This window comes from Pseudovibrio sp. Tun.PSC04-5.I4 (assembly GCF_900104145.1).
GTDB lineage: Bacteria > Pseudomonadota > Alphaproteobacteria > Rhizobiales > Stappiaceae > Pseudovibrio.
In genome coordinates this window covers 2,538,801-2,564,169 of sequence record NZ_FNLB01000006.1, presented here as the reverse complement: position 1 = coordinate 2,564,169, position 25,369 = coordinate 2,538,801, and the positions used below count along the sequence as shown (strand labels likewise).

Annotated in this window: 24 protein-coding genes; 13 read left to right on the top strand and 11 right to left on the bottom strand. The window is 51.3% G+C overall.

What is annotated here, in order from left to right; all coding sequences use genetic code 11:
- Positions 1-152: 152 nt before the first annotated feature.
- Positions 153-1,586, top strand: a complete 1,434-nt coding sequence (locus tag BLS62_RS17165; RefSeq protein ID WP_208990920.1) for an MFS transporter — start codon at positions 153-155, stop codon at positions 1,584-1,586.
- A 39-nt stretch (positions 1,587-1,625) separates the two neighbouring features.
- On the opposite strand, the gene guaD is transcribed toward BLS62_RS17165, so the two are convergent.
- Together guaD and BLS62_RS17155 are read right to left on the bottom strand one after the other, a co-directional pair.
- The gene (guaD, locus tag BLS62_RS17160; RefSeq protein WP_093183158.1) at positions 1,626-2,951 is read right to left on the bottom strand and encodes a guanine deaminase; all 1,326 of its coding nucleotides are present in this window, start codon (positions 2,949-2,951) and stop codon (positions 1,626-1,628) included.
- A 118-nt stretch (positions 2,952-3,069) separates the two neighbouring features.
- On the bottom strand, positions 3,070-3,603 hold the full coding sequence (locus BLS62_RS17155; RefSeq protein ID WP_093183152.1) for a glycine cleavage system transcriptional repressor: 534 nt from the start codon (positions 3,601-3,603) through the stop codon (positions 3,070-3,072).
- Between the two features lie 459 nt (positions 3,604-4,062).
- On the opposite strand from BLS62_RS17155, the gene BLS62_RS17150 reads away from it, so the two are divergent.
- The 7 genes from BLS62_RS17150 to cobM are packed head-to-tail and all read left to right on the top strand — an operon-like array spanning position 4,063 to position 10,685.
- Positions 4,063-4,326, top strand: coding sequence for a DUF6732 family protein (locus BLS62_RS17150; RefSeq protein ID WP_093183149.1), 264 nt, complete (start codon positions 4,063-4,065; stop codon positions 4,324-4,326).
- Complete coding sequence (locus BLS62_RS17145; protein WP_093183146.1) at positions 4,326-5,453, top strand: sirohydrochlorin chelatase; 1,128 nt, start codon at positions 4,326-4,328, stop codon at positions 5,451-5,453. Before BLS62_RS17150 ends, BLS62_RS17145 begins: the two co-directional genes overlap by 1 nt.
- Before the next feature lie 2 nt (positions 5,454-5,455).
- Complete coding sequence (locus tag BLS62_RS17140; protein WP_093183143.1) at positions 5,456-6,145, top strand: precorrin-8X methylmutase; 690 nt, start codon at positions 5,456-5,458, stop codon at positions 6,143-6,145.
- Positions 6,138-7,364 (top strand): precorrin-6y C5,15-methyltransferase (decarboxylating) subunit CbiE, encoded by a 1,227-nt coding sequence (gene cbiE, locus BLS62_RS17135; protein WP_093183139.1) that lies wholly within the window; start codon positions 6,138-6,140, stop codon positions 7,362-7,364. The genes BLS62_RS17140 and cbiE overlap by 8 nt, the downstream gene beginning before the upstream one ends.
- Positions 7,361-8,080 carry a precorrin-2 C(20)-methyltransferase gene (gene cobI / locus BLS62_RS17130; protein WP_208990919.1) on the top strand — a complete coding sequence of 240 codons (720 nt, stop codon included), beginning with the start codon at positions 7,361-7,363 and terminating at the stop codon, positions 8,078-8,080. Before cbiE ends, cobI begins: the two co-directional genes overlap by 4 nt.
- Complete coding sequence (cobJ, locus tag BLS62_RS17125) at positions 8,056-9,909, top strand: precorrin-3B C(17)-methyltransferase (RefSeq protein ID WP_093183134.1); 1,854 nt, start codon at positions 8,056-8,058, stop codon at positions 9,907-9,909. Before cobI ends, cobJ begins: the two co-directional genes overlap by 25 nt.
- Positions 9,906-10,685 carry a precorrin-4 C(11)-methyltransferase gene (gene cobM / locus BLS62_RS17120; protein WP_093183132.1) on the top strand — a complete coding sequence of 260 codons (780 nt, stop codon included), beginning with the start codon at positions 9,906-9,908 and terminating at the stop codon, positions 10,683-10,685. The genes cobJ and cobM overlap by 4 nt, the downstream gene beginning before the upstream one ends.
- Positions 10,686-10,697: 12 nt before the next feature.
- Here cobM and BLS62_RS17115 read toward each other — a convergent pair whose 3' ends face one another.
- Positions 10,698-12,056 carry a cobyrinate a,c-diamide synthase gene (locus BLS62_RS17115; protein ID WP_093183130.1) on the bottom strand — a complete coding sequence of 453 codons (1,359 nt, stop codon included), beginning with the start codon at positions 12,054-12,056 and terminating at the stop codon, positions 10,698-10,700.
- A complete protein-coding gene (gene cobA, locus BLS62_RS17110; protein WP_093183128.1) occupies positions 12,056-12,886 on the bottom strand; it encodes a uroporphyrinogen-III C-methyltransferase in 831 nt (276 codons plus the stop codon). The genes BLS62_RS17115 and cobA overlap by 1 nt, the downstream gene beginning before the upstream one ends.
- Before the next feature lie 201 nt (positions 12,887-13,087).
- Here cobA and BLS62_RS17105 point away from each other — a divergent pair, with 201 nt between their 5' ends.
- Complete coding sequence (locus BLS62_RS17105) at positions 13,088-14,212, top strand: cobalt-precorrin-5B (C(1))-methyltransferase (RefSeq protein WP_093183126.1); 1,125 nt, start codon at positions 13,088-13,090, stop codon at positions 14,210-14,212.
- Positions 14,209-14,967 (top strand): cobalt-precorrin-6A reductase, encoded by a 759-nt coding sequence (locus tag BLS62_RS17100; protein WP_093183123.1) that lies wholly within the window; start codon positions 14,209-14,211, stop codon positions 14,965-14,967. Before BLS62_RS17105 ends, BLS62_RS17100 begins: the two co-directional genes overlap by 4 nt.
- On the opposite strand, the gene BLS62_RS17095 is transcribed toward BLS62_RS17100, so the two are convergent.
- Positions 14,964-15,521: a cytochrome b gene (locus tag BLS62_RS17095; RefSeq protein ID WP_093183120.1), complete on the bottom strand. Its 558-nt coding sequence runs from the start codon at positions 15,519-15,521 to the stop codon at positions 14,964-14,966. The genes BLS62_RS17100 and BLS62_RS17095 overlap by 4 nt on opposite strands.
- Positions 15,522-15,658: 137 nt before the next feature.
- Between BLS62_RS17095 and BLS62_RS17090 the strand changes: the two genes are divergently transcribed.
- Both BLS62_RS17090 and BLS62_RS17085 read left to right on the top strand, forming a co-directional pair.
- Positions 15,659-16,486, top strand: coding sequence for a RibD family protein (locus tag BLS62_RS17090; protein ID WP_093183117.1), 828 nt, complete (start codon positions 15,659-15,661; stop codon positions 16,484-16,486).
- 98 nt (positions 16,487-16,584) lie between these two features.
- Positions 16,585-17,154, top strand: coding sequence for an NUDIX domain-containing protein (locus tag BLS62_RS17085; RefSeq protein ID WP_093183115.1), 570 nt, complete (start codon positions 16,585-16,587; stop codon positions 17,152-17,154).
- A gap of 48 nt (positions 17,155-17,202) precedes the next feature.
- On the opposite strand, the gene BLS62_RS17080 is transcribed toward BLS62_RS17085, so the two are convergent.
- Genes BLS62_RS17080 through BLS62_RS17065 form a run of 4 tightly spaced genes read right to left on the bottom strand, consistent with a single transcriptional unit; the run spans position 17,203 to position 20,538 of the window.
- Positions 17,203-18,024 carry a class I SAM-dependent methyltransferase gene (locus BLS62_RS17080; protein ID WP_093183112.1) on the bottom strand — a complete coding sequence of 274 codons (822 nt, stop codon included), beginning with the start codon at positions 18,022-18,024 and terminating at the stop codon, positions 17,203-17,205.
- Positions 18,021-19,127 (bottom strand): glycosyltransferase family 4 protein, encoded by a 1,107-nt coding sequence (locus BLS62_RS17075; RefSeq protein WP_093183110.1) that lies wholly within the window; start codon positions 19,125-19,127, stop codon positions 18,021-18,023. The genes BLS62_RS17080 and BLS62_RS17075 overlap by 4 nt, the downstream gene beginning before the upstream one ends.
- Entirely contained in the window at positions 19,120-19,539 is a 420-nt protein-coding gene (locus tag BLS62_RS17070; RefSeq protein WP_093183107.1) for a 6-pyruvoyl trahydropterin synthase family protein, read from the bottom strand. Before BLS62_RS17070 ends, BLS62_RS17075 begins: the two co-directional genes overlap by 8 nt.
- A 21-nt stretch (positions 19,540-19,560) precedes the next feature.
- Positions 19,561-20,538, bottom strand: coding sequence for a zinc-dependent alcohol dehydrogenase (locus BLS62_RS17065; protein WP_093183105.1), 978 nt, complete (start codon positions 20,536-20,538; stop codon positions 19,561-19,563).
- Between the two features lie 114 nt (positions 20,539-20,652).
- Between BLS62_RS17065 and mdoH the strand changes: the two genes are divergently transcribed.
- Positions 20,653-22,530: a glucans biosynthesis glucosyltransferase MdoH gene (gene mdoH / locus BLS62_RS17060; protein ID WP_093183102.1), complete on the top strand. Its 1,878-nt coding sequence runs from the start codon at positions 20,653-20,655 to the stop codon at positions 22,528-22,530.
- A gap of 31 nt (positions 22,531-22,561) precedes the next feature.
- Here the strand turns inward: mdoH and BLS62_RS17055 are convergent, their stop codons facing one another.
- Entirely contained in the window at positions 22,562-23,713 is a 1,152-nt protein-coding gene (locus tag BLS62_RS17055; RefSeq protein ID WP_093189086.1) for an OpgC family protein, read from the bottom strand.
- Between the two features lie 99 nt (positions 23,714-23,812).
- The gene (locus BLS62_RS17050) at positions 23,813-25,198 is read right to left on the bottom strand and encodes a tetratricopeptide repeat protein (protein WP_093183099.1); all 1,386 of its coding nucleotides are present in this window, start codon (positions 25,196-25,198) and stop codon (positions 23,813-23,815) included.
- Positions 25,199-25,369: the final 171 nt, after the last annotated feature.

The window sequence follows — 25,369 nt, the reverse complement described above, 5'->3', positions numbered from 1 at the left end:
CCAAGCGATGACTCCGATTGTCGCTTGGGGTTTAGCGTTCTGCTAAGCCTGTCCAAATGCGCGCTCTTAAGTGCTGTGCCGCCAATGTGCTAGCTATTACCGTCTGAAAAGCCACGCCACACCGGTCGGGCTTCAAAAGGTGCCAGCATATAATGGCTGACGGTTCACAAACACAATCAGCGGACGAGCAGGAACCCACCGTGCTGCATCGTTGGGTTCTACTGTCCGCAATGAGCTTTATTCTCGGCCTGACATTGCTTGATGAAACAGTCGTTAGTCTGGCACTCCCCACGATCACCAAAGAATTTGGCATGACACTCACTCAAGCGCACTGGGTAGTAAATTCTTACCTGCTCATGTTCGCGGCTCTTGTCGCTCTTGGTGGCAAATTCGCAGATCTGGTCAACATCAATTATCTGATTTTCACCGGAATGACGATCTTCGGGTTGGCATCTCTGGCTTGCGGGTTTGCACCTACGGGTCGTTTTTTGATCGGTGCACGCGCAGTCCAGGGCATTGGTGCTGCGATTATGTTTCCGCTCCCTATCACGATGATCTCTCACATATTTCCCTCAAGCCGGAGAGGCTTTGCACTCGGCATTTACGGCTCCATTGCCTGCGTTTTTATCGCATCCGGCCCACTGGTCAGCGGGTACTTCACCAGCTACTTTTCGTGGCGATGGATATTCTGGATCAACCCGCCATTGGTTCTGCTTGTGTGTCTGGTGATAGCAGCTGCCCCTCTAAAGGGGCGGTTTGCCCATGGTGGAGATCGGAGTCTCTCCCATTTTCCGTTTGATTGGGGTGGCATAATAACTTTGCTGATTGGCCTGTTCTTTTTTGTTCTGGCAATCATGCAAGCCCCCGATTGGGGGTGGACCTCCACCGAAATCCTGCTGTCCTTTATTGTTGGGGTGTCGGCGCTGTGTATCTTCGTTCGCACCGAGCTGCACCGCGAAGCACCTCTTATACAGGTGCGCCTTTTTAAAGAACCGGCCTTTTCAGTAGCAGCGTTCGTGGTGTTTCAGGCGCAATATTCCAAGATAGCCATGTTCATTTTTGGTGCGTTGTATTTTCAGGAAAAACTAGGATTTGAGCCATTCATAGCTGGTTTGGCGCTCATGTCGGCAGTCATCATGAATACGGTGACAGCTGGATTGGGTGGAATCTATGTAGATAAATTTGGTAACAGATCGCCCGCCATGTGGGGCATGTTTATTCTCTCCAGCTCCATGCTCTGGCTAACGTTCTTTATCTCCGAAAATAACTATTGGCTTTTGCTTCCTGCGCTGCTGGCATGGGGCGCTTCCATGCCACTCATCTTCCTTCCATCGATGAAGTCCTCGGTGGAAACGGTGAGCCTAAACAAGAGAGGCCAGGCCAGCGGTGTAATGGTCACCTCGCAGATGCTGGGAGGAACCATCGGAATGTCCATCTCCAGCTCGATCTTCATTTTCACACACAGCTACGAATTGGTGTTTGGCGCAGCCACAATTGTGACACTGATCTGCTATCTGCTTTGCTATTATTACTTTGGCAAAGGGCCTGTCGTGGAAGAAAATGAAGTGGCTCAAAGGGAAGGGTAATCCGAGCTGACACAAGAAGGCTTGCCAGCTCAGAATAGATCAGGTTGATTTAGAAAAGACGCATTTGCCATCGATATAAGTCGCCGCAATCGCACGGTCATCACCAAGGATCATCTGAATGAACAGCTGCTCAATCAAGGTGTTAGTGTAAGACATCCGGTGGCGGATCAACGCTGTGGAGAGTGGGTCAATCACCGCAAAGTCAGCTTCCATGCCCACCTTGATGTTGCCGATCTTGTCGTCCTGATACAGTGTTTTCGCAGAACCTACAGTCGCCAGATAATAAGCCTGAACAGGGTGGAGAGAATACCCCTGCAGCTGCGCAATCTCATAGGCCGTACGCATGGTTGTCAGCATGGAGAAGCTGGAACCGCCCCCGACATCTGTAGCCAACCCAACGCGAATTGGTTGATGTGTGAAATGCGAACCGCGCACATCAAACAGGCCTGAACCGATGAAGGTGTTTGAGGTTGGGCAATGCGCGATGGATGTTCCAGTCTCATGCAGCAGTGCCTTTTCCCGGTCATTTAAGTAAATGCCATGGCCGAGCACACTGCCTTTGCCCAAAAGCCCAAAATGCTCATAAACGCCGACATAATCGGGGTGTTCCGGGTACAACTCACCCACCCATTCCAATTCCTGGCGGTTTTCTGAGGTATGGGTTTGCAGAAGTGCTTCAGGGTGTTCCTTCCAAAGCGCACCTGTCGCTTCCAGCTGTTCCGGGGTAGAAGTTGGCGCAAACCTTGGGGTAATGGAATAGAGTGCACGTCCTTTGCCATGCCACTTTTCCAGCAAAGCTTTGGATTGGTCATATCCGCTTTGAGCGGTATCACGCAGGTTAGCTGGCGCATTGCGATCCATCATCACCTTACCAGCAGCAACACGCATGTTGTGGCGGGCCGCTTGCTCAAACAGAGCATCTACAGATTCTGGATGGATGGTGCAGTAAACGGACGCGCTGGTAATGCCATTGGCAAAGCTCTGCTGCAAATACACATCCGCAGCCCGGCGTGCATAATCCATATCCCCAAACTTGGCTTCTGCCGGAAAAGTATAGGTGTTGAGCCACTCAATCAGCTGTGCGCCGTAAGAGGCGATAACTTCTGTCTGTGGGTAGTGAACATGGCAGTCGACGAAACCGGGCAGAATGAACTTGCCCGAATGATCGTGCACAACAGCACCTTCAGGCAGAGATTTTATCAACTCAGCAGCATCGCCGACAGCAGTGATTTTGCCGTTCTCTGTAATGACCAGCCCATCAGACCAGTCAACCAATGCATCTGATGGATTATCGCAAAACGGATCGCCGCAAAATTGCAAAACATGGCCGCGAAGCGCTGTAACCGTCCGAACAGTTCCTTGCATCAGATTTCCCTTTGGAGTTAAGCAAACAGTCATGCTTAGCTTAAATCACAATCGGGATCGAGTAAAAACACATACCGTAACGGCAGTGATCTGAGTGCAAGGTGATGCAAAAACTAGATCAGTTGATGATATCCGCTGCTTCTGTGAGATCAACGTCAATCATTAAGTCAGCAGTAATGCTCTCCAGTGCTTCAGAGACCTGAGCAGGAGTGACTTGCGGAGGAATGACCACCCGAGCGTTGGCGCGGAACATCAGTTCTCCACTCATCGAGCCCGGCTCAACCAGCGAGTCCAAAGCCTCAATGCTGACATGTAGATCAGCAAGCACGCTGGAAACGCGGCTGATCATACCCGGTTGATCCTGCCCAAGAATGTGTAAAATAGCGTGTAGCCCGTCGGGAGCGCCGCCCTCATTATGAACATGAATGCCAATTGTGAGGCCAGCTTTTTCCAACTCATGCAGTGCTGAGGAAAGCTCTGTGACACGCTCCTTGTCAACGTGCACACGGACAATCCCGGCAAATTGGCCACCAAGGCGTGCGAGAGAACTATCTACCCAGTTAGCATGGTGATCAGCGACAGTTTTTGAGACCTCACCAACAAGACCAGGGCGATCATCAGCGACGACTGTGAGGACAAGTTCTTTTTTCATAACGCATTCTCCACAAAATGGGGCACCCGTTCATTTGCCTGTTAGTTTGCACAGGGTACTTGTTGCGGGCTTATTGTCTAGGCAATGCCAGATACAGGCGTAAGTCAAATACTTCGTTCAAGTCTCAGTAATTTATCTTTGCAAACCGTTATAGTATCGACCAATTGCGCAAAATACTGGCTTGCCTTCTCCCGGTGTGCCAACTAGCTTGCACAGCGTAAAACTATGGACGGCGTCCCGTGACGGACTGAAATGGATTTCGGGGGCGGTTGACCCAATTCGGGGGCCAGAATCGAAGCTGTCTGACGAAGTAATGTGAAGCTGTGTGTCTCTGATACACCGCGTGTGTTTTATTTCGTTGGTCCATCATTTGTCTTTGTGACGTCTCCTTAAATGACATTCGAGTTGCGTGTTTCGCCCAATGGCGATCACCACCGAATTGCATATTGGAGATTGTACATGTCTTTCCTAATAAAACTCTCACTCGCTCTAGGGTGCATGGGGTTTTCTACTTCCGCAGCCTTTGCTCATGCAGGGCACCTGGGAGAATTGGCTGGTCATAGCCATTGGGTTGGTATTGCTGCAATCGCAGGAGCTGCGATTGTTGCCGGCATAGCCGCCAGAGCGAGAAAACGATCTGCCTCCGCTGAGGACGGCAATCCAGAAGACGCTCGTGGTACAGACACCATTTCCCCTGAAGACGCAGAAGCAGAGCCAGCATAATGACCAAAAAACAAGAAGAAAAACTCGGCGTCATGATCTGCGGACACGGCAGCCGAAACAAAGGCGCTGTTGGCGAATTTGCCCGCCTTGCAGAGCGCCTGCGTGAGCGTTTCCCGCACTTGCCAGTTGACTACGGTTATCTGGAGTTCGCAAACCCGGTGATCCACTCGAGTTTGGATAATCTGCGCGAGCAGGGCTGCAACCGCATTCTGGCAGTGCCGGGTATGTTGTTTGCGGCTGGACACGCCAAAAACGATATTCCATCCGTGCTGAACACCTATCAGGCCAAGCATCCTGAAATCTCGCTTGAATATGGCCGCGAACTGGCCGTCGACACGCGCATGGTACAAGCCGCTGGCGCCCGCATTCAGGAAGCGATTGATGCCGCAGGTGGTGACGTGAAGCCGGAAGATACCCTGCTCATGGTCGTTGGCCGTGGCGCATCCGATCCAGATGCGAACTCCAATGTCTCAAAAATCACCCGCATGTTGTGGGAGGGCTTTGGCTTTGGTTGGGCGGAGACATCCTATTCCGGCGTTACCTTCCCATTGGTTGAGCCGGGCTTGGAACATGCGGTAAAGCTTGGATATAAGCGCATTATCGTCTTCCCATATTTCCTGTTCACTGGTGTTCTCGTTCAGCGCATTTACAATTTCGTCGATGATGTTGCTGCCCGATTCCCGGATTTTGAATTCATCAAAGCGGGTTACCTGAATGACCATCCGAAGGTCATTGATACCATGCAGGAGCGCGTCAACGAGATCCTCGAAGGCGCCAACAACATGAACTGTCAGTTCTGCAAATACCGCGAGCAGGTTCTGGGGTTTGAAGCTGAAATCGGTTTGCCGCAAGAGAGCCACCACCACCACGTGGAAGGCTTGGGCGATGAAGCTGAATGCAAACTGTGTGATGTTACCTGCACCGGTGAATGCGACAGCAAAGGCGCTGATGCACATTCGCATTCGCATTCGCATGATCATGGGCATAGTCACGACCATGCTGATGGGCACCACCATCATGACGCTGATCACGGGCAGGGTCATCATCACCACCCGTACCCGCATGCAGACCATCCTCATGGCCCGAAATCTATGCTGCCCAAGTCAGCGCTAAAGGATGATGCCTGAGAATGAGCCGGAGAGAAACCGACGGAGTTCTTACGCGCTACGATTACATTAAGGATCCTGCCGAGATTTATCGGCAGTCCTTTTCCATCGTGCGTGGTGAGGCTGATCTGGAATGCCTTCCACAGGACTTGAGACCTGTAGCTGTTCGTCTGATCCATGCTTGCGGAATGCCCGACATTCCGCAAGATCTTGCATATTCAGCAGATGTTGTTCTTGCAGCGAATGAGGCTCTGCGAAAGGGCGCTCCCATCCTTACGGATGTGGAGATGGTCGCGCATGGCATCATCCGCAAATATCTGCCTGCTGAAAACGAAGTCATTTGCACGCTGAACAAGCCTGATGTTCCTGAGCTAGCAAAGAAGCTCGGCACAACGCGCTCAGCAGCGGCAGTTGAACTCTGGAAGCCGCATCAGGAAGGCGCAGTCGTAGCTATCGGCAACGCGCCGACTGCCCTATTCCATTTGCTGGAAGCGATTGCAAGTGGTGCGCCTAAACCTGCTGCAATTCTGGGGTTCCCCGTTGGTTTTGTAGGAGCTGCGGAATCCAAGCAGGCTCTTGCCGAGAGCAAACTCGGTATTCCGTTCATCACGCTGTGTGGGCGTCGCGGCGGGTCTGCGATTGCCGCAGCAGCTGTAAACGCGATGGCCGCAGGTTTGCCCGAGGAAAGAGCTGAAGGAAAATCTCATGACTGATCAATCAGCACCTTGGCTCACTATTCTCGGCATTGGTGAGGACGGCTATGAAGGCCTGTCTGCAATAGCCAAATCAGCCTTAAACTCAGCAACGCTGGTGTACGGCGGCGCTCGCCACCTCGAACTGGTGAAAGACAACCTGCAAAATACCGATTGCACTGTAAGAGCTTGGCCGTCGCCCTTCTCCAAGGGCATTGAGGAACTCGCAGAAAACCAAGGTCACAAAACGGTGGTGCTGGCGACTGGCGATCCTCAATGGTTCGGCATAGGCGCAACGCTTCACCGCAAGTTTAGTGTAGACGAGATCGAAGTCATTCCACATCTCTCTGCCTTTTCACTTGCGGCAAGCCGGATCGGTTGGCCACTGCAGAATGTAGAAACGCTAAGCCTGCACGGTCGCCCTTTGGATACCTTACGTGGGTTTCTCTACCCTGGCGCACGCATTATCGCGTTGACCTCCAACGGCTCTGCTCCCGGTGAGATTGCAGACCTTCTGGCTGATGAAGGTTATGGAGCAAGTTCCTTGACAGTGCTGGAGCATCTCGGCGGTCCGCGAGAGAAAGTCACTATCTGTACTGCTGAGGATTATGCTGGCGAAGCTGCGGATCTGAACACCGTCGCAATTGAAGCCAAGCCGGTTGCAAACACGCCCGTTCTGTCTCGCGCTCCCGGATTGCCAGATACCGCTTTCCGGCATGATGGCAAGATGACGAAGCAGGAGGTCCGCTCCGTTACGCTTGCAAAGCTTGCTCCGATCCCAGGGCAACTCCTGTGGGATGTTGGCGCTGGCAGCGGATCAATCGGCATCGAATGGTTGCGAGCTGCAAAAGACACCAAGGCAATCGGTATCGAGCCATTGGAAACCCGCCGAACGTTTGCTTGTGGCAATGCGGCTGCTCTTGGGGTGCCGCACCTCCAGCTCATAGATGGCAAGGCTCCCGATGCTCTCAAAAATCTACCACAACCTGATGCGATTTTTGTTGGAGGTGGCTTAACGTCAGCAGGTATAATAGCAGCGTGCTTTGAGGCTCTGCCCTCAGGTGGCCGGTTGGTCGCCAATGCCGTGACGCTGGAAGGTGAGCAGGTTTTGGCGGAGAGCTGGAAAAAGCATGGCGGCGAACTGTGCCGCATCGCAGTTTCCAGAGCGGACCCAATTGGTGGACTGACTGGCTGGCGACCTATGATGCCGGTAACACAATGGAGCTTGGTAAAATTATGACTGGTACGCTCTATGGTGTTGGTCTTGGACCCGGAGATCCTGAGCTTTTGACGTTGAAAGCGCATAGGCTTATTTGCTCTGCCAAAACGATTGCTTATCCGGCAGCAATTGGTGTGCCCAGCTTTGCACGGCACATTGCCTCGCAATACATCGCTGAAGGTACGATTGAAATACCCATCGAAATGCCGATGAAGGTAGAACGGTTTCCCGCAAAGGAGATCTACGATCAAGCCGCGGCCACCATTGCGGCAAAGCTCGAATCTGGCGAGGATGTTGTTGTCCTGTGTGAGGGCGACCCGTTCCTCTATGGCTCCTTTATGTATCTGTATGAGCGGTTGCAGGGCGATTTTCCTTGTGAGGTTGTACCGGGCGTCTCATCCATCAACGCCTGCGCAGCAGCTTTGGGAAGGCCCTTGGCAGCGCGTAACGATGTGCTGACGATCATTCCCGGACCTTCAGATAATGACAAGCTCACCCGCATGATCGAGCAGACAGATGCGTTTGTGATTATGAAGGTTGGGCGTCATCTGCCACGGGTCAAAGCTCTGCTGGAAGAACTCGGTTTGCTCGGTGCTGCTGGATATGTAGAACGCGCTACCCTGCCAGAAATGGTTGTGACACGCCTTGCAGATTATCCCAATGAAACCGCGCCATATTTTTCGATGATTATTGTTTACAAGGGAGAAGAGGCATGGACGTTGCCCCGGCAATCGTAATTATCAGCCCAATCGCGCTGAAAACGGCCCAAAAAATCTCCGCTGTTCTGGATGAGAGCTTGATCCACGGCTATGCTAAAAGCGGATCCAAGCCGAATGTAGATCATCACCTCTCGTTCTCTGAACCGATGGAGCACCTGCGTTCGCTGTTCCAGTCAGGCACGCCAATCATTGGCATTTGTGCGGCTGGTATTCTCATTCGCGCACTCGCTCCTGTCCTTGCTGAAAAGCATAAGGAACCTCCAGTCATTGCTATCTCGGAGGATGGGTCCAGTGTCATTCCTCTACTTGGCGGTCATCGGGGTGCTAATGCGTTGGCGCATGAAATTGCGGAGATCCTACAAGGCCATGCAGCGATCACCACCGCAGGCGATAGTGTCTTCGGCGTTGCGCTGGATGACCCGCCAAACGGTTGGACACTGGCAAACCCAAAAGATGCAAAGCCGCTCATGGCGAACCTGCTTGCGGGTAAATCAGTGAAACTCAGCGGCAAAGCTGAGTGGCTGGAAAATGCATCCTTGCCACTGGATGAAACAGCTATGCTGGAAATCGTTACGACAGAGCAGGCGGAAACAGGCAACGAAAGCAAGTTGGTATTCCACCCGCAAACCCATGTTGTCGGGCTTGGGTGCTCTCGCGGCTGTAGCCTGGACGAGTTGGATGATCTGCTTCAGAAGTCTCTGGCGCAAACTGGTATCTCTCTTGGGTCTGTCGCTGCATTTGCGAGTATTGACCTCAAAGCAAACGAAGTTGCCATGAACCAGTTGGCAGCAAAATACGATAAGCCACTCCGCCTGTTTACCGCTGATGAGCTGAACGAACAGAAAGACCGCCTGCAAAACCCATCTGAGGTGGTGTTTGCAGAAGTTGGCTGCCACGGCGTCAGCGAAGGCGCTGCTCTTTCAGGTGTGGGTGCAAGCGGTGAGCTTGTCCTAGCCAAGCATAAAACAGCAAATGCCACGGTTGCCATTGCCCGTGCTCCAGCGCCGGTCTTGACTGAGAGCATCGGCAGAGCACGCGGACGCTTACATGTCATCGGCATCGGTCCGGGTCAGGCAATCTGGCGCACACCAGAAGCGTCCAGCTGGCTGGCGGAAGCTGATGAAGTTGTCGGCTACGGCTTGTACCTTGATCTCGTCGCATCTCTCATCCGTGGCAAACAACGTCACGCCTTCCCACTGGGCGCGGAAGAAGAGCGCGTCCGCTTTGCGCTGGAGCGAGCAGGGCAGGGCCATAACGTTGCGCTGGTTTGTTCCGGTGATTCCGGCGTTTACGCCATGGGTGCTTTGGTGTTTGAACTGCTGGATCGCCCGCAAAACAATGGCGGTGTCAGCGATGCAGCGCGCAAAGTTGAGGTTGCATCAGCTCCGGGTATCTCCGCTATGATCGCGCTCAGTAACCGTATTGGTGCACCGCTGGGGCATGATTTCTGCGCCATCTCACTGTCTGATCTGCTGACCCCTTGGGAAACAATCCAGCAACGTCTGGAAGGCGCTGCGATTGGCGACTTTGTTATCGGGTTTTACAATCCGGTTTCCAAACGCCGCCGCACGCAGCTGGCTTGGGCACGGGAAAAGCTTTTGGAATATCGTCCGGCAGATACCCCGGTTGTTCTTGGCAGCAACATTGGCCGTGAGAGTGAAGTCATCTCCACCACAACGCTCAAAGAGCTGAAAGTGGATGATGTTGATATGCTCACCACAGTGATTGTTGGTGGTAGCCAAACCCGACTTGGTGGTGACGGGCATTCCTCTCGTTTTGTATATACCCCGCGCGGATACGCAAAAAAGATTGATGCCAAGCAGATGAAAACGGAGACCAACGCGTGACAGTACATTTTATTGGAGCGGGTCCCGGAGATCCGGAACTCATCACGGTTCGCGGCCTCAAACTTATCGAGAAGTGCAAGGTCTGCCTTTACGCTGGTTCACTGGTACCACCTGCAATTGTTGAAGCAGCGCCAGATGATGCATTGGTGATGGATACGGCATCCATGACACTGGGCGAAATCATCGATGAGATGGAAAAAGCGCATAAACAAGGGTTGGATGTCGCCCGCGTTCACTCTGGTGATCCGTCCATCTACGGTGCAACAGCGGAACAAATGCGCCGGTTGGATGCTCTGGAGATCGACTATGATGTGACGCCCGGTGTACCAGCGTTTGCTGCTGCTGCTGCTGCGTTGAAAACTGAGCTTACTATCCCGGAAGTTGCACAGACCATCATCGTCACCCGAACTTCTATGAAATCCTCCGGCATGCCTGAAGGCGAGGATTTGGAAACGCTCGGTAAGTCAGGTGCAACGCTCGCGATCCATCTTAGCGTTCGGAATCTGGGTGAGATCTACCGCAAGTTGGCCCCGCTTTATGGTGAGGATTGCCCGGTGATCATCGCGTATCGTGTTGGCTGGCCAGATGAGTTCTTCATTCACGGCACGCTGGCAACCATTCGCGAGAAGGTAAAGGCGTCGAAGATCACCCGCACGGCATTGATTTTCGTTGGTCCTGCGTTGAAGGCTGGCAAAGAGTTCCGCGACAGCGCGCTCTATGATGCCAACCACGTTCACGTTCTGCGGCCTAAGAAAAAAGCTAAGGCTTCCGTGTAACAAAGCCCGATATCAGGAAGAAGCGGACCACCACTCTTCGCTTCTTTCTGCCACCACATGGGCGAAAGATCCCATCGCGCGCCCGTTGATGTGTCCCATTTCACCAAGGTCCGTATGCTCGGCATCCTTGGCTTCAAACAAAGCAGGTGCATCTTGTTTTGCGGTAACAGTTGAATAGTGGAACTCATGAGCGCCGAGAGGCTTGGCCCAAGGCAAACCGGCCTCGATTGCCGCTTCTGTCGGCTTCAGTTGCCGGTATCCCAAATGTAGCTTTCGCTTGGCAAAGCTGGTTTCAATAGGCAGTAAACCCAACATTTCGTGACCAACACCCTGCTTATCAATCAGGGTTTCACCCAAAACCATATAGCCACCGCACTCACCGTAAATGAGCTTACCTGCGCTGGCCGCCGCCTTCATCCCAGCTTTGAAACGGCTCGCATCGGCAAGCTTTTCAGCATGAAGTTCCGGATATCCGCCGCTTAGAAACACAGCTTCCGCATCAGCGTGCGGAGCTTCATTCGCAAGCGGTGAGAAAAACGAGAGTGTTGCACCATGCCGCTGCCAGTCATCCAGCAGATGATCATAACAAAAGGCAAAGGCGATATCCTTTGCAATCGCAATGTGCTGACCTAGCGGTGGTAAATGGCTTATGCCGGTCAGCTCCTTGTTTTCACGCGCAGGAATAGCAAGAATCTGAGCGAGGCTCAGCAATGCTGGGACGTCCACACTGTTCTTCGCAGTTTCGCCAGCATGCTGCAAAAACGTTTCCAGATCTTCTCGCTCGCCAGCTTGCACTAGTCCGAGGTGTCGTTCTGGCAATGTGAGCTCATCGGACCGATAGAATGCCCCAAGAACAATCACGCTTAGTGGATCGAGCGCCCGCCGGAGCAATCTCTCATGTCGTTCAGACCCAACTCGGTTGAGGATAACGCCAACAACATGGGACGGGCTTTTGTAGGTCATGAAGCCATGAACCAAGGCCGCAACTGATTGGGATTGTGATTTGCAATCCACCACCAGAATAATGGGTAGGCCCAAATGTGTGGCGAGCTCAGCGACTGAGCCAGACCCATCAGCGGCGCCGTCATAAAGGCCCATTGCGCCTTCAATCACCACAATATCAGTATGCTTTTCCTGCTCAGTCGCATTCAATGAAAGCTGAGCAAGTGACATGGCCCATGCATCATAATTGAGGCAAGACCGACCAGAAGCTGCCTCATGAAATGCCGGGTCGATATAGTCCGGGCCAGATTTACCTGAAGCAATGCGCAGGCCCGTTTCCCGCAAGGCACGCAAAAGAGCGAGTGTAACCGTGGTCTTCCCGGCACCAGATGAAGGAGCCGCAATCACAAAGCCTTTTGCGATAGTCATCAAACAGGTTCCTCTGTCGCTTCAGTCATTCGGTTTTGAGAGACTTGATCAATCCAGTTGAGCTGTGATCGCAAATTCACCACCTCTCCAAGCACTACAATTGCAGGTGGCTTCATCTCGGATGCTTCTGCCTCGGATGCGCAAGTTCCCAAGGTAACCTCCAGAATACGCTGTGTTTCAAGGGTCGCATCGCAAATAATAGCGACTGGCTCACTTGGGTTTCTGCCGCCATTCATCAGTTTTTGCGCAATCAGCTCCAGATGTTTCATTGCCATGTACATAACGATCACCGGTGAACCTTTAGCAAGAGCATCCCAGTCCAGCTGGTCTGGAGCAACCCCATTCTGGTCATGACCTGTCAGGAAAGTAACCGCCTGATTAATTCCGCGATGGGTAGAGGGAATACCTGCATAGGCCAATCCACCAACGCCGGCTGTAATTCCGGGAATAATGCGGAACGGAATACCGGCATCAACCAGCGCTAAGGCCTCTTCACCACCACGTCCAAATACGAAGGGATCACCTCCTTTGAGCCGGAGGACACGTTTACCAGCCTGAGCCAGCTCTACCAGTTTGAGCGAAATGTCTTGCTGTTTGGGAGAGGGTTTGCCGCCGCGCTTACCCGCATAGATAATTTCAGCGTCCGGCTTTGCAAAACTGAGAATACGAGTGTCTACCAACGCGTCGTAAACAATAATATCCGCCTGTCGGAGGCCGTTAAGAGCATGCAAACTCAACAAACCGGGGTCACCCGGCCCTGCGCCAGCCAGCCAAACCCAGCCTTTTTCGAGTGTAGGAAAGTCAAAATCAGGTATGGAGAAATCAGACACAAACAGCTCGCTGGGTTTTATGGAATTTTGCGTAGCAGATTACCCGCAAAACCAAAGGAAGTCCAAGTCTTAGCCAATATCCCATGCTGCGGAAAACCAGCATCCACAAGGCAATGTGAGGGCCAGTCAAATTGGCATAAAAGTGCAGGCCAACCAAAGCCTTCTGCTTGGTCTTCGGGGTTAAATCTGTATAGTCGCTGCATGGAAAAACCGGAGCAGAAAAAGCTGAGATCAGGTTGGACGACAGGCGCATGTGCGACTGCCGCGGCCAAGGCTGCTTATACAGCTCTGCTTTCGGGTGAGTTTCCTGATCCGGTAACGATTAGTCTACCGCGTGGCGGGACGCCAGCCTTTGCTTTGGCGAAGGAAGAGCTGTGTGATACCAGTGCATTGGTCGGCATCATAAAAGATGCGGGAGATGATCCTGATGTCACGCATGGGGCCTTGATAATGGTGAAAGTCACGCTTGATCCCACTATCTCAGGCGTGAAATTCCTAGCAGGGCAGGGTGTGGGCACAGTGACGCAACCGGGTCTGCCAATTCCAGTGGGCGAACCTGCAATCAATCCTGTTCCGCGTTCAATGATTATCGCCGAGTTGCAGAAGGTCTCAGAGCATTATCAAAAGCCATTGGCGGTTAAGGTGGAAATCTCTGTTCCCAAAGGGGAAGAGCTTGCCTTAAAAACCATGAACGGGCGGCTTGGTATTATTGGCGGTATCTCGATCCTCGGCACCACGGGTATTGTTCGTCCATTTTCATGCGCAGCGTGGATAGCCTCCATTCATCGCGGCGTTGATGTGGCCAGAGCAACCGGCTTGACCCACGTAGCTGCGGCGACCGGAGCCACATCAGAGGATGCACTGCGAGCCATATATCCAAAATTGCCTGAACGTGCCTACTTGGACATGGGTGATTTTTCAGGCGGTTTACTCAAATATTTGCGTGCGCATCCTGTTGCTAAACTCACCATATCGGGCGGTATTGCCAAACTAACGAAGTTGGCTCAAGGCGCGCTGGATCTTCATTCCGCGCGATCCTCAGTCGATTTTGCTGATCTGGCGGAACTGCTGGAAAAAGCCGGCGCATCTGATGAGCTATTATCTGCAACACGGCAGGCAAAGCTGGTGTCTCGTGTGTCGCAATTGGCAGAAAACGAGGGTCTGGATATTGGCAGAATAATTGCAGAGCAAGCTCAACGCGCCGCTCTTGTTATTCTCCGTGCCGCTCCCGTGGAATTGGAAGTGTATGCAGTAGATCGTTCTGGGAAAATCCTCGGCCACGCTCCTTTTACGTCTCGGGTTGAGAGCAGAAAGGTGCCTGCATGAGAAAGCCAAAGCTCCTCATTTTGGCCGGAACCAAAGCAGCGCGGCAACTTGTTGAACTCCTTGTAACTAAAACTTCTTTTGACATTACAGCTTCATTGGCAGGTGTAACCAAACAACCAAAACCTCTGGCTGCTCCCACCCGTATCGGAGGCTTTGGCGGAGCTGAGGGTCTTGCCTCCTATCTGCGCGAAAACAAGATAGATGCAGTCATTGATGCAACCCATCCTTATGCCGCGCAAATTACCGCAAATGCTGTTCAGGCGTGTGCTCTCTGCGATATACATCTAATACAATTTCAGCGATCAGAGTGGCAGTCCGTTTTAGAAGATAACTGGCATTTTGTTTCAGATCTGGAACACGCTTTGTCTCTTATTCCAGAAGATAAAAGAGTGTTTTTTGCTGCAAGTACCAAGGTAGCCGCGCCGTTAGCATTACGGCCAGATCTGACTTATTTAATCCGTAGTATCGAACCACCTGCACCCCGTGACCGATTAAGTAATGCAATTTATGTGTGCGGCTTACCCACGGCGCACTGGCAGGATGAAGCCAAGCTTATGCAAGATCACCAAATCGATTGGGTCATCAGTAAAAACAGTGGTGGTACAGCATCTTACAGCAAAATTCACGCAGCTAGGGAACTCGGCTTACCCGTTGCAATGCTGAAGCGCCCAAAATATTCAGTCAGGCGTGCTATCGGCACCTCGCAGGAAGTTTTGAGCGTACTGCGTCAACATTTTACCACTGCACTATCTTAGTCAGGGGGACGTTGATAAGGCGCTGTTGTCATCCGCTCGATAATGCCGTCTTTCGCAATGAGCCAATGATAAAGCCCTGCCAAAATATGTAGGGTAATCAGCCATGCAAAGACGACACCGATGGTTGCGTGAAAGTCCAGGATACTTTCTGCATTTGGCTTATCCTGCGCAACAACGGAAGGGAGATTAAAGAGCCCAAAGAACGGCATAGGCGCGCCATAAAGGGAAAGGCCGATCCAGCCCAAAATTGGATTTACGATCAACACGAGATAAATCAGTCCATGAAGAACCCTTGAGATGATCCGCAGGTGGACGGGGAGGCTGGCTGGAACCTTTGGGGCAGGTGTAACCCAATGTTGAAACAGCCGAAGCGCCACCAGAAAAAACAAAAGAATACCAATACTTTTATGATAAAAATAGAGAGTGTTTTGCAATGCACCGCCAGAAAGGTCCGTCATAATTAGGCCCATCGGCACCATTATCAAAACCAGTATCGCCATGACCCAATGGTAAAATTTGGCCATTGCCGAATAACCTGCAACTGTTTTGCCCATACTGTTTTCTCCCAGTAATCCCATAGGTTCTTGGCGAGCCCCTGCAATCTCCTGATCGACAGGGAGACGGAGCTTCGATACCACTATGCTAACCTAGGGAGAGGGAAGCTGTGAACTCGCCAAAACAAGGGGGCCTGATGGACAGAGGTCAACCGTTGCCAATGCAAATGCAGGAAAATGCAGAGAGCTCACGGCTTATCTGTGAGAAATCGTTGATGCAACCTCATCCTCTCCTGTCTCCGGAAGAATGGCAGGAGATCCTGACTGCCTCTTTTGAAAGGCGAGCACCCAACCTCAAAGGATATGCCAGTTCTTTTTCACTGTTGTGCTCCGCAGAAAAACAGTTTGTTATTGGGCAGTTAGGTCAATCTGTCGATGGCCGGATTGCAACGGTGACAGGGGACTCCAACTATGTCAGTAGTCCCGAGGCTCTGGTTCATCTCCATCGTTTGCGGGCACTATGTGATGCCGTTGTTGTTGGGGTCGGGACAGCCGTAACAGATAATCCAAAGCTAACTGTGCGCCATGTGAGTGGCCGAAACCCAGCCCGTATTGTGATTGACCCATACGCCCGCATGCCCAGAGACAGTGTTTTGTTGCAAGATACGAGCGCACGCCGCATCGTAATTACCCGAATGGATGCACCAGTTAGATACCCAGATGGAGTTGAGTGCGTCCAATTGCGACCAGATGCGAAAGGGCGATTGTCCTGTGCTGAGATACGCCACGTTCTCCGTGAATTCCGGTGTATTCTGGTGGAAGGCGGTGCATGGACGCTCTCGCGGTTTTTAGAACTTGGAATGCTCGATAGGCTTCATTTGATGATCGCACCGCTGATCATCGGCTCCGGACCACGTGGTTTGCAACTCCCTGCAATTGACTACCTCTCACAAGCGATTCGCCCTCAGGTAAACTGGTATCCTCTTGGGGTAGATATGCTGGCTGACTTGGACTTAAGGTCCTGATTTTTTCAGAGATTTGGCTGTGTCTCGATTGATTTAACTCTTCTATGGGATGTAATCCTTGCCTATAACCCAATGTAGGTTGAAAAAGGATAGCACTCATGCCGCAGCTGATTAGGCGTACTCCTCTTTATGAAGGAAAAGGCCGCCTGGAAGAGGTGGAAGTGCTGGTTGTGCATGCTGATGGCCGAGAGCATACAACAATTGATCCAGTGTGGGTTTACGGTGACTCAATAGCTGTGCTTGCTTTTGACAAGCATGCTCAAACCGTTCTGTTGGTCAAACAAATGCGGGTGGCGCCCTTCATAACAGAAGAAATTACAATCCTTGAGGCATGCGCTGGCGGAATTGAGATCAGTGACCTGTCCATAGAAGAAGCATGCCTGCGGGAAGCACAGGAAGAACTGGGCTGCAATCTGCGTAATTTGCAGAAAGTGGCGAATGTTTTCATCAACCCGGCGCGCCTGGCAGAACGTGCTCACTTTTTCCTGGCTGAATACACATCCGGTGAGCAAAACGTTGAGAGCCGCAATCTGGATGAAGACGAAGATATCGAAGTTGTCGAATTGCCCTTTGAAGAACTCAAGCAATTGTATATTCGCCAGAAAATTCGATGCCCGCGCCTTCTTGCTCTAACGCAGGCTCTGTTGTTGCTAAATGGCGGCATCTAACTCACCAAGCAACCTCTGAGCGTGTACGAAAAGCCTTCCTAGCCGCACCTACTGTGGAGGCAAACCAACTATATCCACATGCCCGACTTGTAGATGTGAATGCCCACGTTCAACAGTAATTTTCCTATAACCCAACCAGTCATCAACGATGCTGTCTGTAACGCCGATTTCTCTTGCCGCCATAGCCCATCCGGCCAAAAGCTCAAGTTGCAAAGCTTCTTCTTCCGGTCCGCATTTCCAATCAGATCGCCCAGTGAAGCAAGAGTATCCTGCCTTTATAAGTCGTTCTTGAGCATGAAAGCCGCTCAGCGGCCCTAAGGCAGAGCCGAACCCTTTGTCAGTTGCTTGATGCTGGTTAAACGCCCGTTGAATGAGCCTGTCCGTTGGGTGAGACGGTTGGCTCAATAGAATACCGTTGTAAGAGAGCCCCGCCAGAAAAGGGAGTTTCAGCTGCCTCATCCTCGCAACAAAGCTATCCAGCCAATACGCGCTGACCAAATCCAAAAAGGCTGATGTTACAACACCGTGATGCCCTTCCAGTATTTTTAAAGCACCCACATCAGTGAGCTCGCACAGATCTGTTCTCTTCTTCGTGTTTGGAAACGGTGATGGTGTGTTTTCGGCGACCTTCAACAACTCAGGGTCATTGTCGATTAGTAACCAGTGCTGCTCTCTGTCAGGCCCTATATGCTCTGCTAGGTCGAGGATAAAAGAGCCTGTTCCCGCGGCAATATCAATTAGTTTTAGCGGAGCTTCATCAGGCGAATGATCAAGAACCCAGGAGCAGAACCTCTTCATTACGTCTTTGTTGCGCGCGCGCCTGTCTGCTTTGCGACGGAGTGATAACCACTCACTTGAAAAACCACTCAAAGTTGCGCCTCCAATATGCTGGAGAAGGCCTGTGCGCTCTCATTCCAGTCAGGCAATGCCCGAGCTGCCGCCGCCGCACCTTTAGAGAGCTCTTGACGCCGCGTGGAATCTGTCAAAAGCAAATGCAATGCATCTTTCAGTTCGCTTTCATCACCAACTTTAAAATGAATGCCGGCACTAGAAGGTACCGTGGATGAAACAGCGCCATCTCCGCTGGCTATAACAGGTAGGCCGAAGCTCATTGCCTCAGCAAATGCCATGCCATAGCCTTCATAATAGGTTGGCAGAACAAACACGTCAGCTCTCTCATAAAAGCCCGTGAGTTCTGCTTTCGGTATACCGCCACGCAAATTAATCCTGTCAGAAAGACCATAGTGGGCGATCCGTTTTCGCACTTGCACTGCATAATCAGGGGCAAAACTGGTGGAGCCGATCAAATCCAACTGCCACTCCAAGTCTTGCAATTTGCTCATTGCTTCAACAAGATGTAGCTGCCCCTTACGTGGAACCAAAGATCCCACACAAAGTAACTTGACTGGTTCACTACTGGTATTTTTTCTTTGCAAACAGGACAGATCAGGACGGTCGGTCCCAGGCAAAACCACGCTGATGTTTTGTGATGGAACCCCCATCAACTCTTCAAAATTTGTTTTCGTTGCGGAACTGGTGACGATGACGTGCGTCGCATATTTCAACGCAGCAATTTCTAATGTTTTCAGGTCCGCCGCTAATCTGGGATCTATACCGCTTTCGAGGCAAAGCGGATGATGTACCAGAGCGATGAGACGATGCTTACGTGCAACATGCTCAGCCAGCTCAGGTGAAGCCCCTAATGCAAGCCCATCAATGACAACGAGAGAGCTTTCGGGGAGGTCATCGACAGCATGCTGTGCGAGAGCTTTATCTTCATGCGTAGGGTTTGGGTACGCGCCTTCGAGACTGATGAGGGATACCTCCCAGTTCTGAGCCTGTAAACCACGAATGATTTCGCGATCATAGCGGTAGCCACCACTCGCGGTATTTATGTCACCTGGGAAAATGAAATGACATGTTTTAAGCGCAGAAGTGGCTGTTTGCTCAAGCTGCGTATCTAAATTACTCATGGGCCTCGGACGCTGTAAGCGGTGCTTCATAGGAAGCACGAGCATTGGGGTTTTCAGAAATCATTACGCGGACTTTACTCAGCTCGCCAGGTTCACGGCCTAATTTATGCAGGTATGCTGCATCGCATACACGCTGGTAAATATAGCTGCACAAAAAATCGACTGTCGTATTTCTCCCTTTAAATTGCGGGAGATCATCTAAGTTTTTGTAGTTAAGCGGGTGCAGGATTTCTGCCAAGACATCCAGCGCATTGCCAATATCAATAACAATGCTGTTCTCATCCAGCTCTTCAGCAAATATTGCGACATGAACATGTGCAGTTAGCCCATGCAGCTGTTCCGCCGGACCAAAAACCTCACCTTTTAAGCTGTGTGCAATCATAACGTGATTGCTGATTTCGACTGAATACATGCTCAGAAATCCTCTTCAAAATCACGAATAAATAATAGGCTGACAAACGGTGTCTTTCTTGCCCGCCAAAATCTCTGGTAAATAAGTTGGTGCATCTTCAAATTGGATCGGTGGTGCCAGAAGTGTATCCAGAACGTCGTCCTTCAGCAGAGTAATTGCAGCTTCCATGCGTCTGCGATGCGTCCAGCGGGGTCGCATGATCGGGGCAACTTGTCCCACTTGAGAGGAAATGAGGCTGAGGCGTTGGCTGTGAAAACTACCGCCCAATGACAGACCCGAAGGACGGCGGCCATACCACGAGGCTTCCACGATCCGTGCTTCCCTTCCGGCAATACGGATTGCTGTGTTCAAGCCTGCTTCAGAAGCGCTGCAATGAATAATCACGTCTTGATTTCCGACAGCTACTTCTGGAGTGGAGAACGCGCAGGAAAACGCATCAGCGATATCTTGTCGGCGCTTGTTCACATCAACCATTGTTACTTTTACACCCGCTATGCGCGCAGATAAGTATCCGACAAGAGACCCTAGCGTCCCAGTCCCCACCACTGTGACATGCGCACATGGCAAAACCGCAGCATCCCAGAGAATATTCAGCGCAGTCTCCATGTTGGCAGCAAGTGTAGCCCGCGTACTAGGTACATCCTCGGGTATGAGGTAAAGAGCTTCTTCTGGAAGCAGGAAATTGCTTTGATGCGGAAACAGGGAAAAAACACGTTGTCCAGATTTTAAATTTCCTTTAGTTTCAATAACTTCGGAAACATTTGCATACCCGTATTTAACAGGAAAGGGAAAAGCTCCTTCCTGAAATGGTGCCTGCATGCGCTCTTGTTCGCTCACTGGCACATCCCCTCGAAACACAATTGCCTCGGTGCCTCGGCTGATCGCAGAAGCGTGGGTTTTTAAGTAAACACGGTTACCAGATGGTTGAGAGAGTTTTTCCTCTCGAATTTCAATAGTTTGAGGCGCTGTATACCAAAGCGCTCTGGCAATATCAGGCACGTAAAGCGCTCCCCGGATCGCTAAGTTTTCACAAATATACTCTAGGGAAACGTGAACAAAGGAAACTAGCAGAAATGTAGGTGCCTCTAAGAACAATAAAAATTTGGGTAGACCATGAGAAAGCATTCACGCGTTCACGATGAGAACACGCGGTCTGGTCTTGTTGACCAGCTGCTTGCAACCAACATTGTTGGGAAGCATAACGAAAATAAACGCTTATACCGCCGACGACTTCTGTTTTTCTGCCTCGTTTCGCTCTCCCTGCTGTGTCTGGTGGGCTTAATGTCTTTAACATTGTCGGTCGGAGGTTTTTCTCCTCCAAAAGTCATTATGATTCTGGCGTTTTTGGTAACCTTGCCGTGGTTGGTTATTGGCTTCTGGCACGGAATAATCGGCCTGATGCTGCTCAAGTTTACGAAAAACCCTATCTCCAGCGTATTTCCAAGTTTGCCTGAGGAAAATGAACAAGCAGCAAAACCAATGCTCAACAATCAGACAGCTTTGTTATCTTGCGTGCGGAATGAGGATTCCCCAGAAGTTGCTGTTAAGCTGGAAGCTATGCTTCAGGATCTTGAGAAAATGGATAAGCTTCATTACTTCTCTCTTTATGTCCTGAGCGATAGTAATGAGCCCGATCACATCATTCAGGAAATCCGCGAGTTCTCGTTGTTGCGCGCGCGTTGGCAAAACAAAATCAGTGTTACTTATCGCCGACGCGAGCAGAATACCGGTTACAAAGCGGGCAATGTTGCGGACTTCTGTCACAACTGGGGTAAGCGGCATGAGTACGCTATCGTGTTGGATGCAGATAGTTTCCTTTCAGCGGAGGTGCTGTGTAACCTCGTCACCAAAATGAACGCAAACCCGCGTTTGGGTATTTTGCAGAGTCTGGTTCTCGGGCTTTCCACCAGCTCGTTCTTTACACGGGTATTTCAGTGGGGAATGCGTCTTGGTATGCGTTCTTACACACTTGGTGCTGCGTGGTGGCAAGGTCCGTGTGGGCCATATTGGGGCCATAACGCTATCTTCCGCATTAGGCCATTTATCCAGCATTGTATGCTGAAACCTCTTCCGGGAGATGGAGCTCTCAGCGGGCCAATCCTGAGCCATGATCAGGTCGAGGCCGCTATGATGGCCAACGCTGGTTATGAGGTGCGTGTGTTACCGGTTGAAGGCGGAAGCTATGAGGAAAACCCGCCTCATCTCATTGAGTTTATTCGCAGAGATCTCCGTTGGTGCCATGGAAATTTGCAGTATTTCAAGTTGCTGAGAGCACCGGGATTTAAGCTGCTTGGTAGAATTCAGCTAGTGCTTGCAATTCTCATGTTCATCGGCTCGCCAGCGTGGCTTTTGTTTATCGCGACAGCTACTTACACCGCGGCGAGTGCTGAGCCGGGGACGCTGGTCTTCGATCCCGTTTATGGCACGGCACTCATTATTATTGTGATGACGATGGTGTTTGCGCCAAAGCTGACAACGCTTACGCATGTACTGACAGTTGGCAAAGAACGGAAGGAATACGGCGGGCTTCTATCTGTCGCGGTCAGCGCGTTCTATGAGCTTCTGTTTTCGATGTTTTTGGCACCCGTTATGGCCATTGCGCATAGTGTATTTATGGTGCAGCTGTTTACCGGCCGCAAAACGGATTGGAGCGGCCAGAGTAGACAACCGGAAGGCATTCCGTGGTCAATTGCAGTCATAAAATTCTGGCCGCAAACGCTTTTTGGTATTGTAGGCACTGTATGGATCACCAATTTCAGCCTCGTTGAATCGTGGCTTTTGCTGCCGATTATTGTCGGCCCTCTTCTCACAATCCCGTTCGCAGTCATCACCTCCAAACCAGCACTGGGGTTGTTCTTCAAACAGTCTGGTCTCTGGATACTGCCGGAAGAAAGAAAGACCCCGCAGGAACTGCAGGGCCTTGTCAAAGAGCAGGAAAAGATGGAACGGGCTCTCGCGCAGAAACGAGATAGGACCGCTCCCGCGCGTTAGAGGCAGTTCGCCGCAGGAAATGACGAGAAGATTAGGAGGCTCGGGGTTCCCGGGCCTTTTTCCATGGTTGGCCCTTAAACCAGGCAACCGCGTAAGCCACAGCGATAAGACCAGCAAACCCAAGAAGATTTGCCATAACTCCACCAGAGAGAGTGCCTTTCAACCCCAGTTCATCGCGGAAAACTGCAATGCCTTGCGCCAAGATCAAGCTGGCGAGGAAAACAGCCAGAGATTGCTGCCCGACCTTTTTTATGACCCGCACAACCTTGCCGCCAAAACCTTGCAGCAACAAACGATGCCCGCCTTCACCAACCGCTGCCCATGCCACATAGGCAAGAGCAAGGAAGTGAATGTAGCGCAGAATACCCATCTCAGATTTCACGGTGAGGTCTCTAATCTCCCAGGCGACCTGGCGTAGCTCTGGTACCGTATTGAGGATACGAAAATAGGCAAATGGAATAGTAAGGATGATGATGGCCGCGCTTAAAAACAGCAGTCGCTTTTTCACCGGAGGACGAGGGATCCAGCCCTTAATGAAAGCAAAGCCGGTGAAGAACAGAAGCTGCCATGCAAATGGATTGAAGAACCAACGACGATCCGACCATGGCTCAGCTGGGAAGTCCACAAATCGGAATGTAGCTATCAACCAGAACCCCACAACAAGCGCCAGAACAGCTCCGCGGCCCGCTGTGTAATAAGCAATCATCACCAGCGGCAGCATGGCCAAAATCACCAGATACATCGGCAGAATATCAAAGTAATTCGGCACGTAGGTGAGAGTTAGTAAGCCCGGAAGTTGGAAAACTGGGTCCTCGAAGAAGGGCCAGAGATTCAGTTTACCCACGTAATCTTCGCTGGTTAAGCCATTGATTTGTAAGAATGCAAGCATACCTGCAACGCCAAGAAACAAGCAGATATGAGCCCAATACACTTGCCAGACGCGATAAATTACACGGGCACTACCCATAGCTAGACCATGCAGTTCAAACACACGGCCAAAGGCAATAGCGGAAGCCATTCCGGAGCAGAAAACAAAGATCTCAGTGGCATCGGAAAAGCCAAAGCGCGCCGGAATCCAAAGAGCCCAACTGTTTGCTGGCAGATGGGCAATGAAGATTATGAACATTGCGATGCCTCGGAAAAAATCGAGGCGTGGATCTCTTTGTCGGTTTGCCGTTTGCATAGGGCTAGGCGAAATACTGTGTTTGTTCACGATGTCTTTGAAACTCAACATATACAAGAGGAAAGGCTACTTCGAAACTCCCCGAAGCAGCACCATTATTTATCCCATACGAAAGCGCAGATGTTCGCTCTGCATCAGGTCTGTGGCCTGTGTCATACGCGTTGCCTGTGCCATCCGTGTTTCGGCATATGTGTCTGAACCGCCTCTGATGCGTGTGCGTTCGTCAATCATGCGCTTTGCTTCCTGACAAAGGCCAGCACGCAAAGCAGCTTCAATTGTAATGCGTTCAAACACATCTCGTTGGGCGTGACTGCCGCCTACCGTCTGCATCAGAGGACGTGCCTCAGCCAGATGGTGGTAAGCGCTGAAGTAATTGCCATTCTTAAATTGCATCAAGCCAGAAGCTGTTGGAGAGCCTGCTGTTTTAGTAACATGTGACATTTCATTGCTGTCTTCTTCGCCAAATGTCCGCATTCGGGTGAGAAGACGGTCAGAAGCCTGACGACGATTGTCGCCCAGCAAAGCCATCATGTAGTGCAAGTCTGCGAAAACATTACAGGAATCGTCGGTCCGCTTGTCGCTGATGCCCGCGAGTTCTTCCCAACGATTTCCAACCTTGACGCCTTCCAGTTCCAAACGAACCAGCATTGAGGCTGCGTTGGAGATATCACGGTAGTCGTCGGTGTGGTCTTTGCGGAACTTATGGTCGTAAAGCTCGAAAACGCGCTCAATGTTGCCACGGTCCAGATGCAACAAAGCAAGGTGCCACCAGACGTGATAACCGAAGTTATTGCAGTGTTCCCAAGCCTTTGGTTGATCATCCAACCACTTGATACCCTGTTCCGCTCGGCCCGTCATATCCAACACATGAGCAACAGCATGGAGGCCCCAGGCGTCATCGCCTTGGATGGAAACTGCATCACGGCCAATCCGTTCAGCTTCTCCAAAATCACCTGTTTCTTCAAGGGCGAAGGAGTAACAGCCGTTTACATAGCCTTTGGCAATATGATCATCTTCATAGGATGAAATCACACCTTCAATAGATGACCGCATGCGAGAAGGCTGGCCAAGAACAAAGCGAATGCCATGTACAAGCTTGAGAAGAAGCGCATCTCGTGGATACTTCGACAACATCTGATCCAAACGATCGGCAGATTTGGTTGGGTACCCCTGAAGCCAGTCGTTAAGTGCATCAACCACCACGTCTTCGCGGTCTGTAATTGCAGTGTGCTTACGGCTCTTATCAGCAATGGCATAAGCTTCAAAAGCAGTTGCAGTCATTTCACGTCTGCCAAGCAGCAGGCAGAAGAGACCGCGAGCAGCCTGAGCTAGAGCAAACTGTGGGTCTGCCTCCAGTGTTTTTGTCAGGTGCTCTGGAGTAGCAGCACTATGCGCAAGAAACGCAAGAATAGTGTTATTCCAGTGTGTTAATGCACTCTTGTCGGAGAGTGTTACCGAGTATTCGAACTGGTCATCAATGCGCATGGATGCGACCCGTAGTTGTGGAGATGTGTGCTGGTTGCATTGTGAGGTTCGATAGCTTGTGGGTTGGACCACACAATTTCACTTTGCAGTTCGGCACAGCTCTGCCAAGAAGATCTGTTGATCAGAACCCTTTCAAAACTGGCGATGACGTTCAACACACAAAATGGTGTT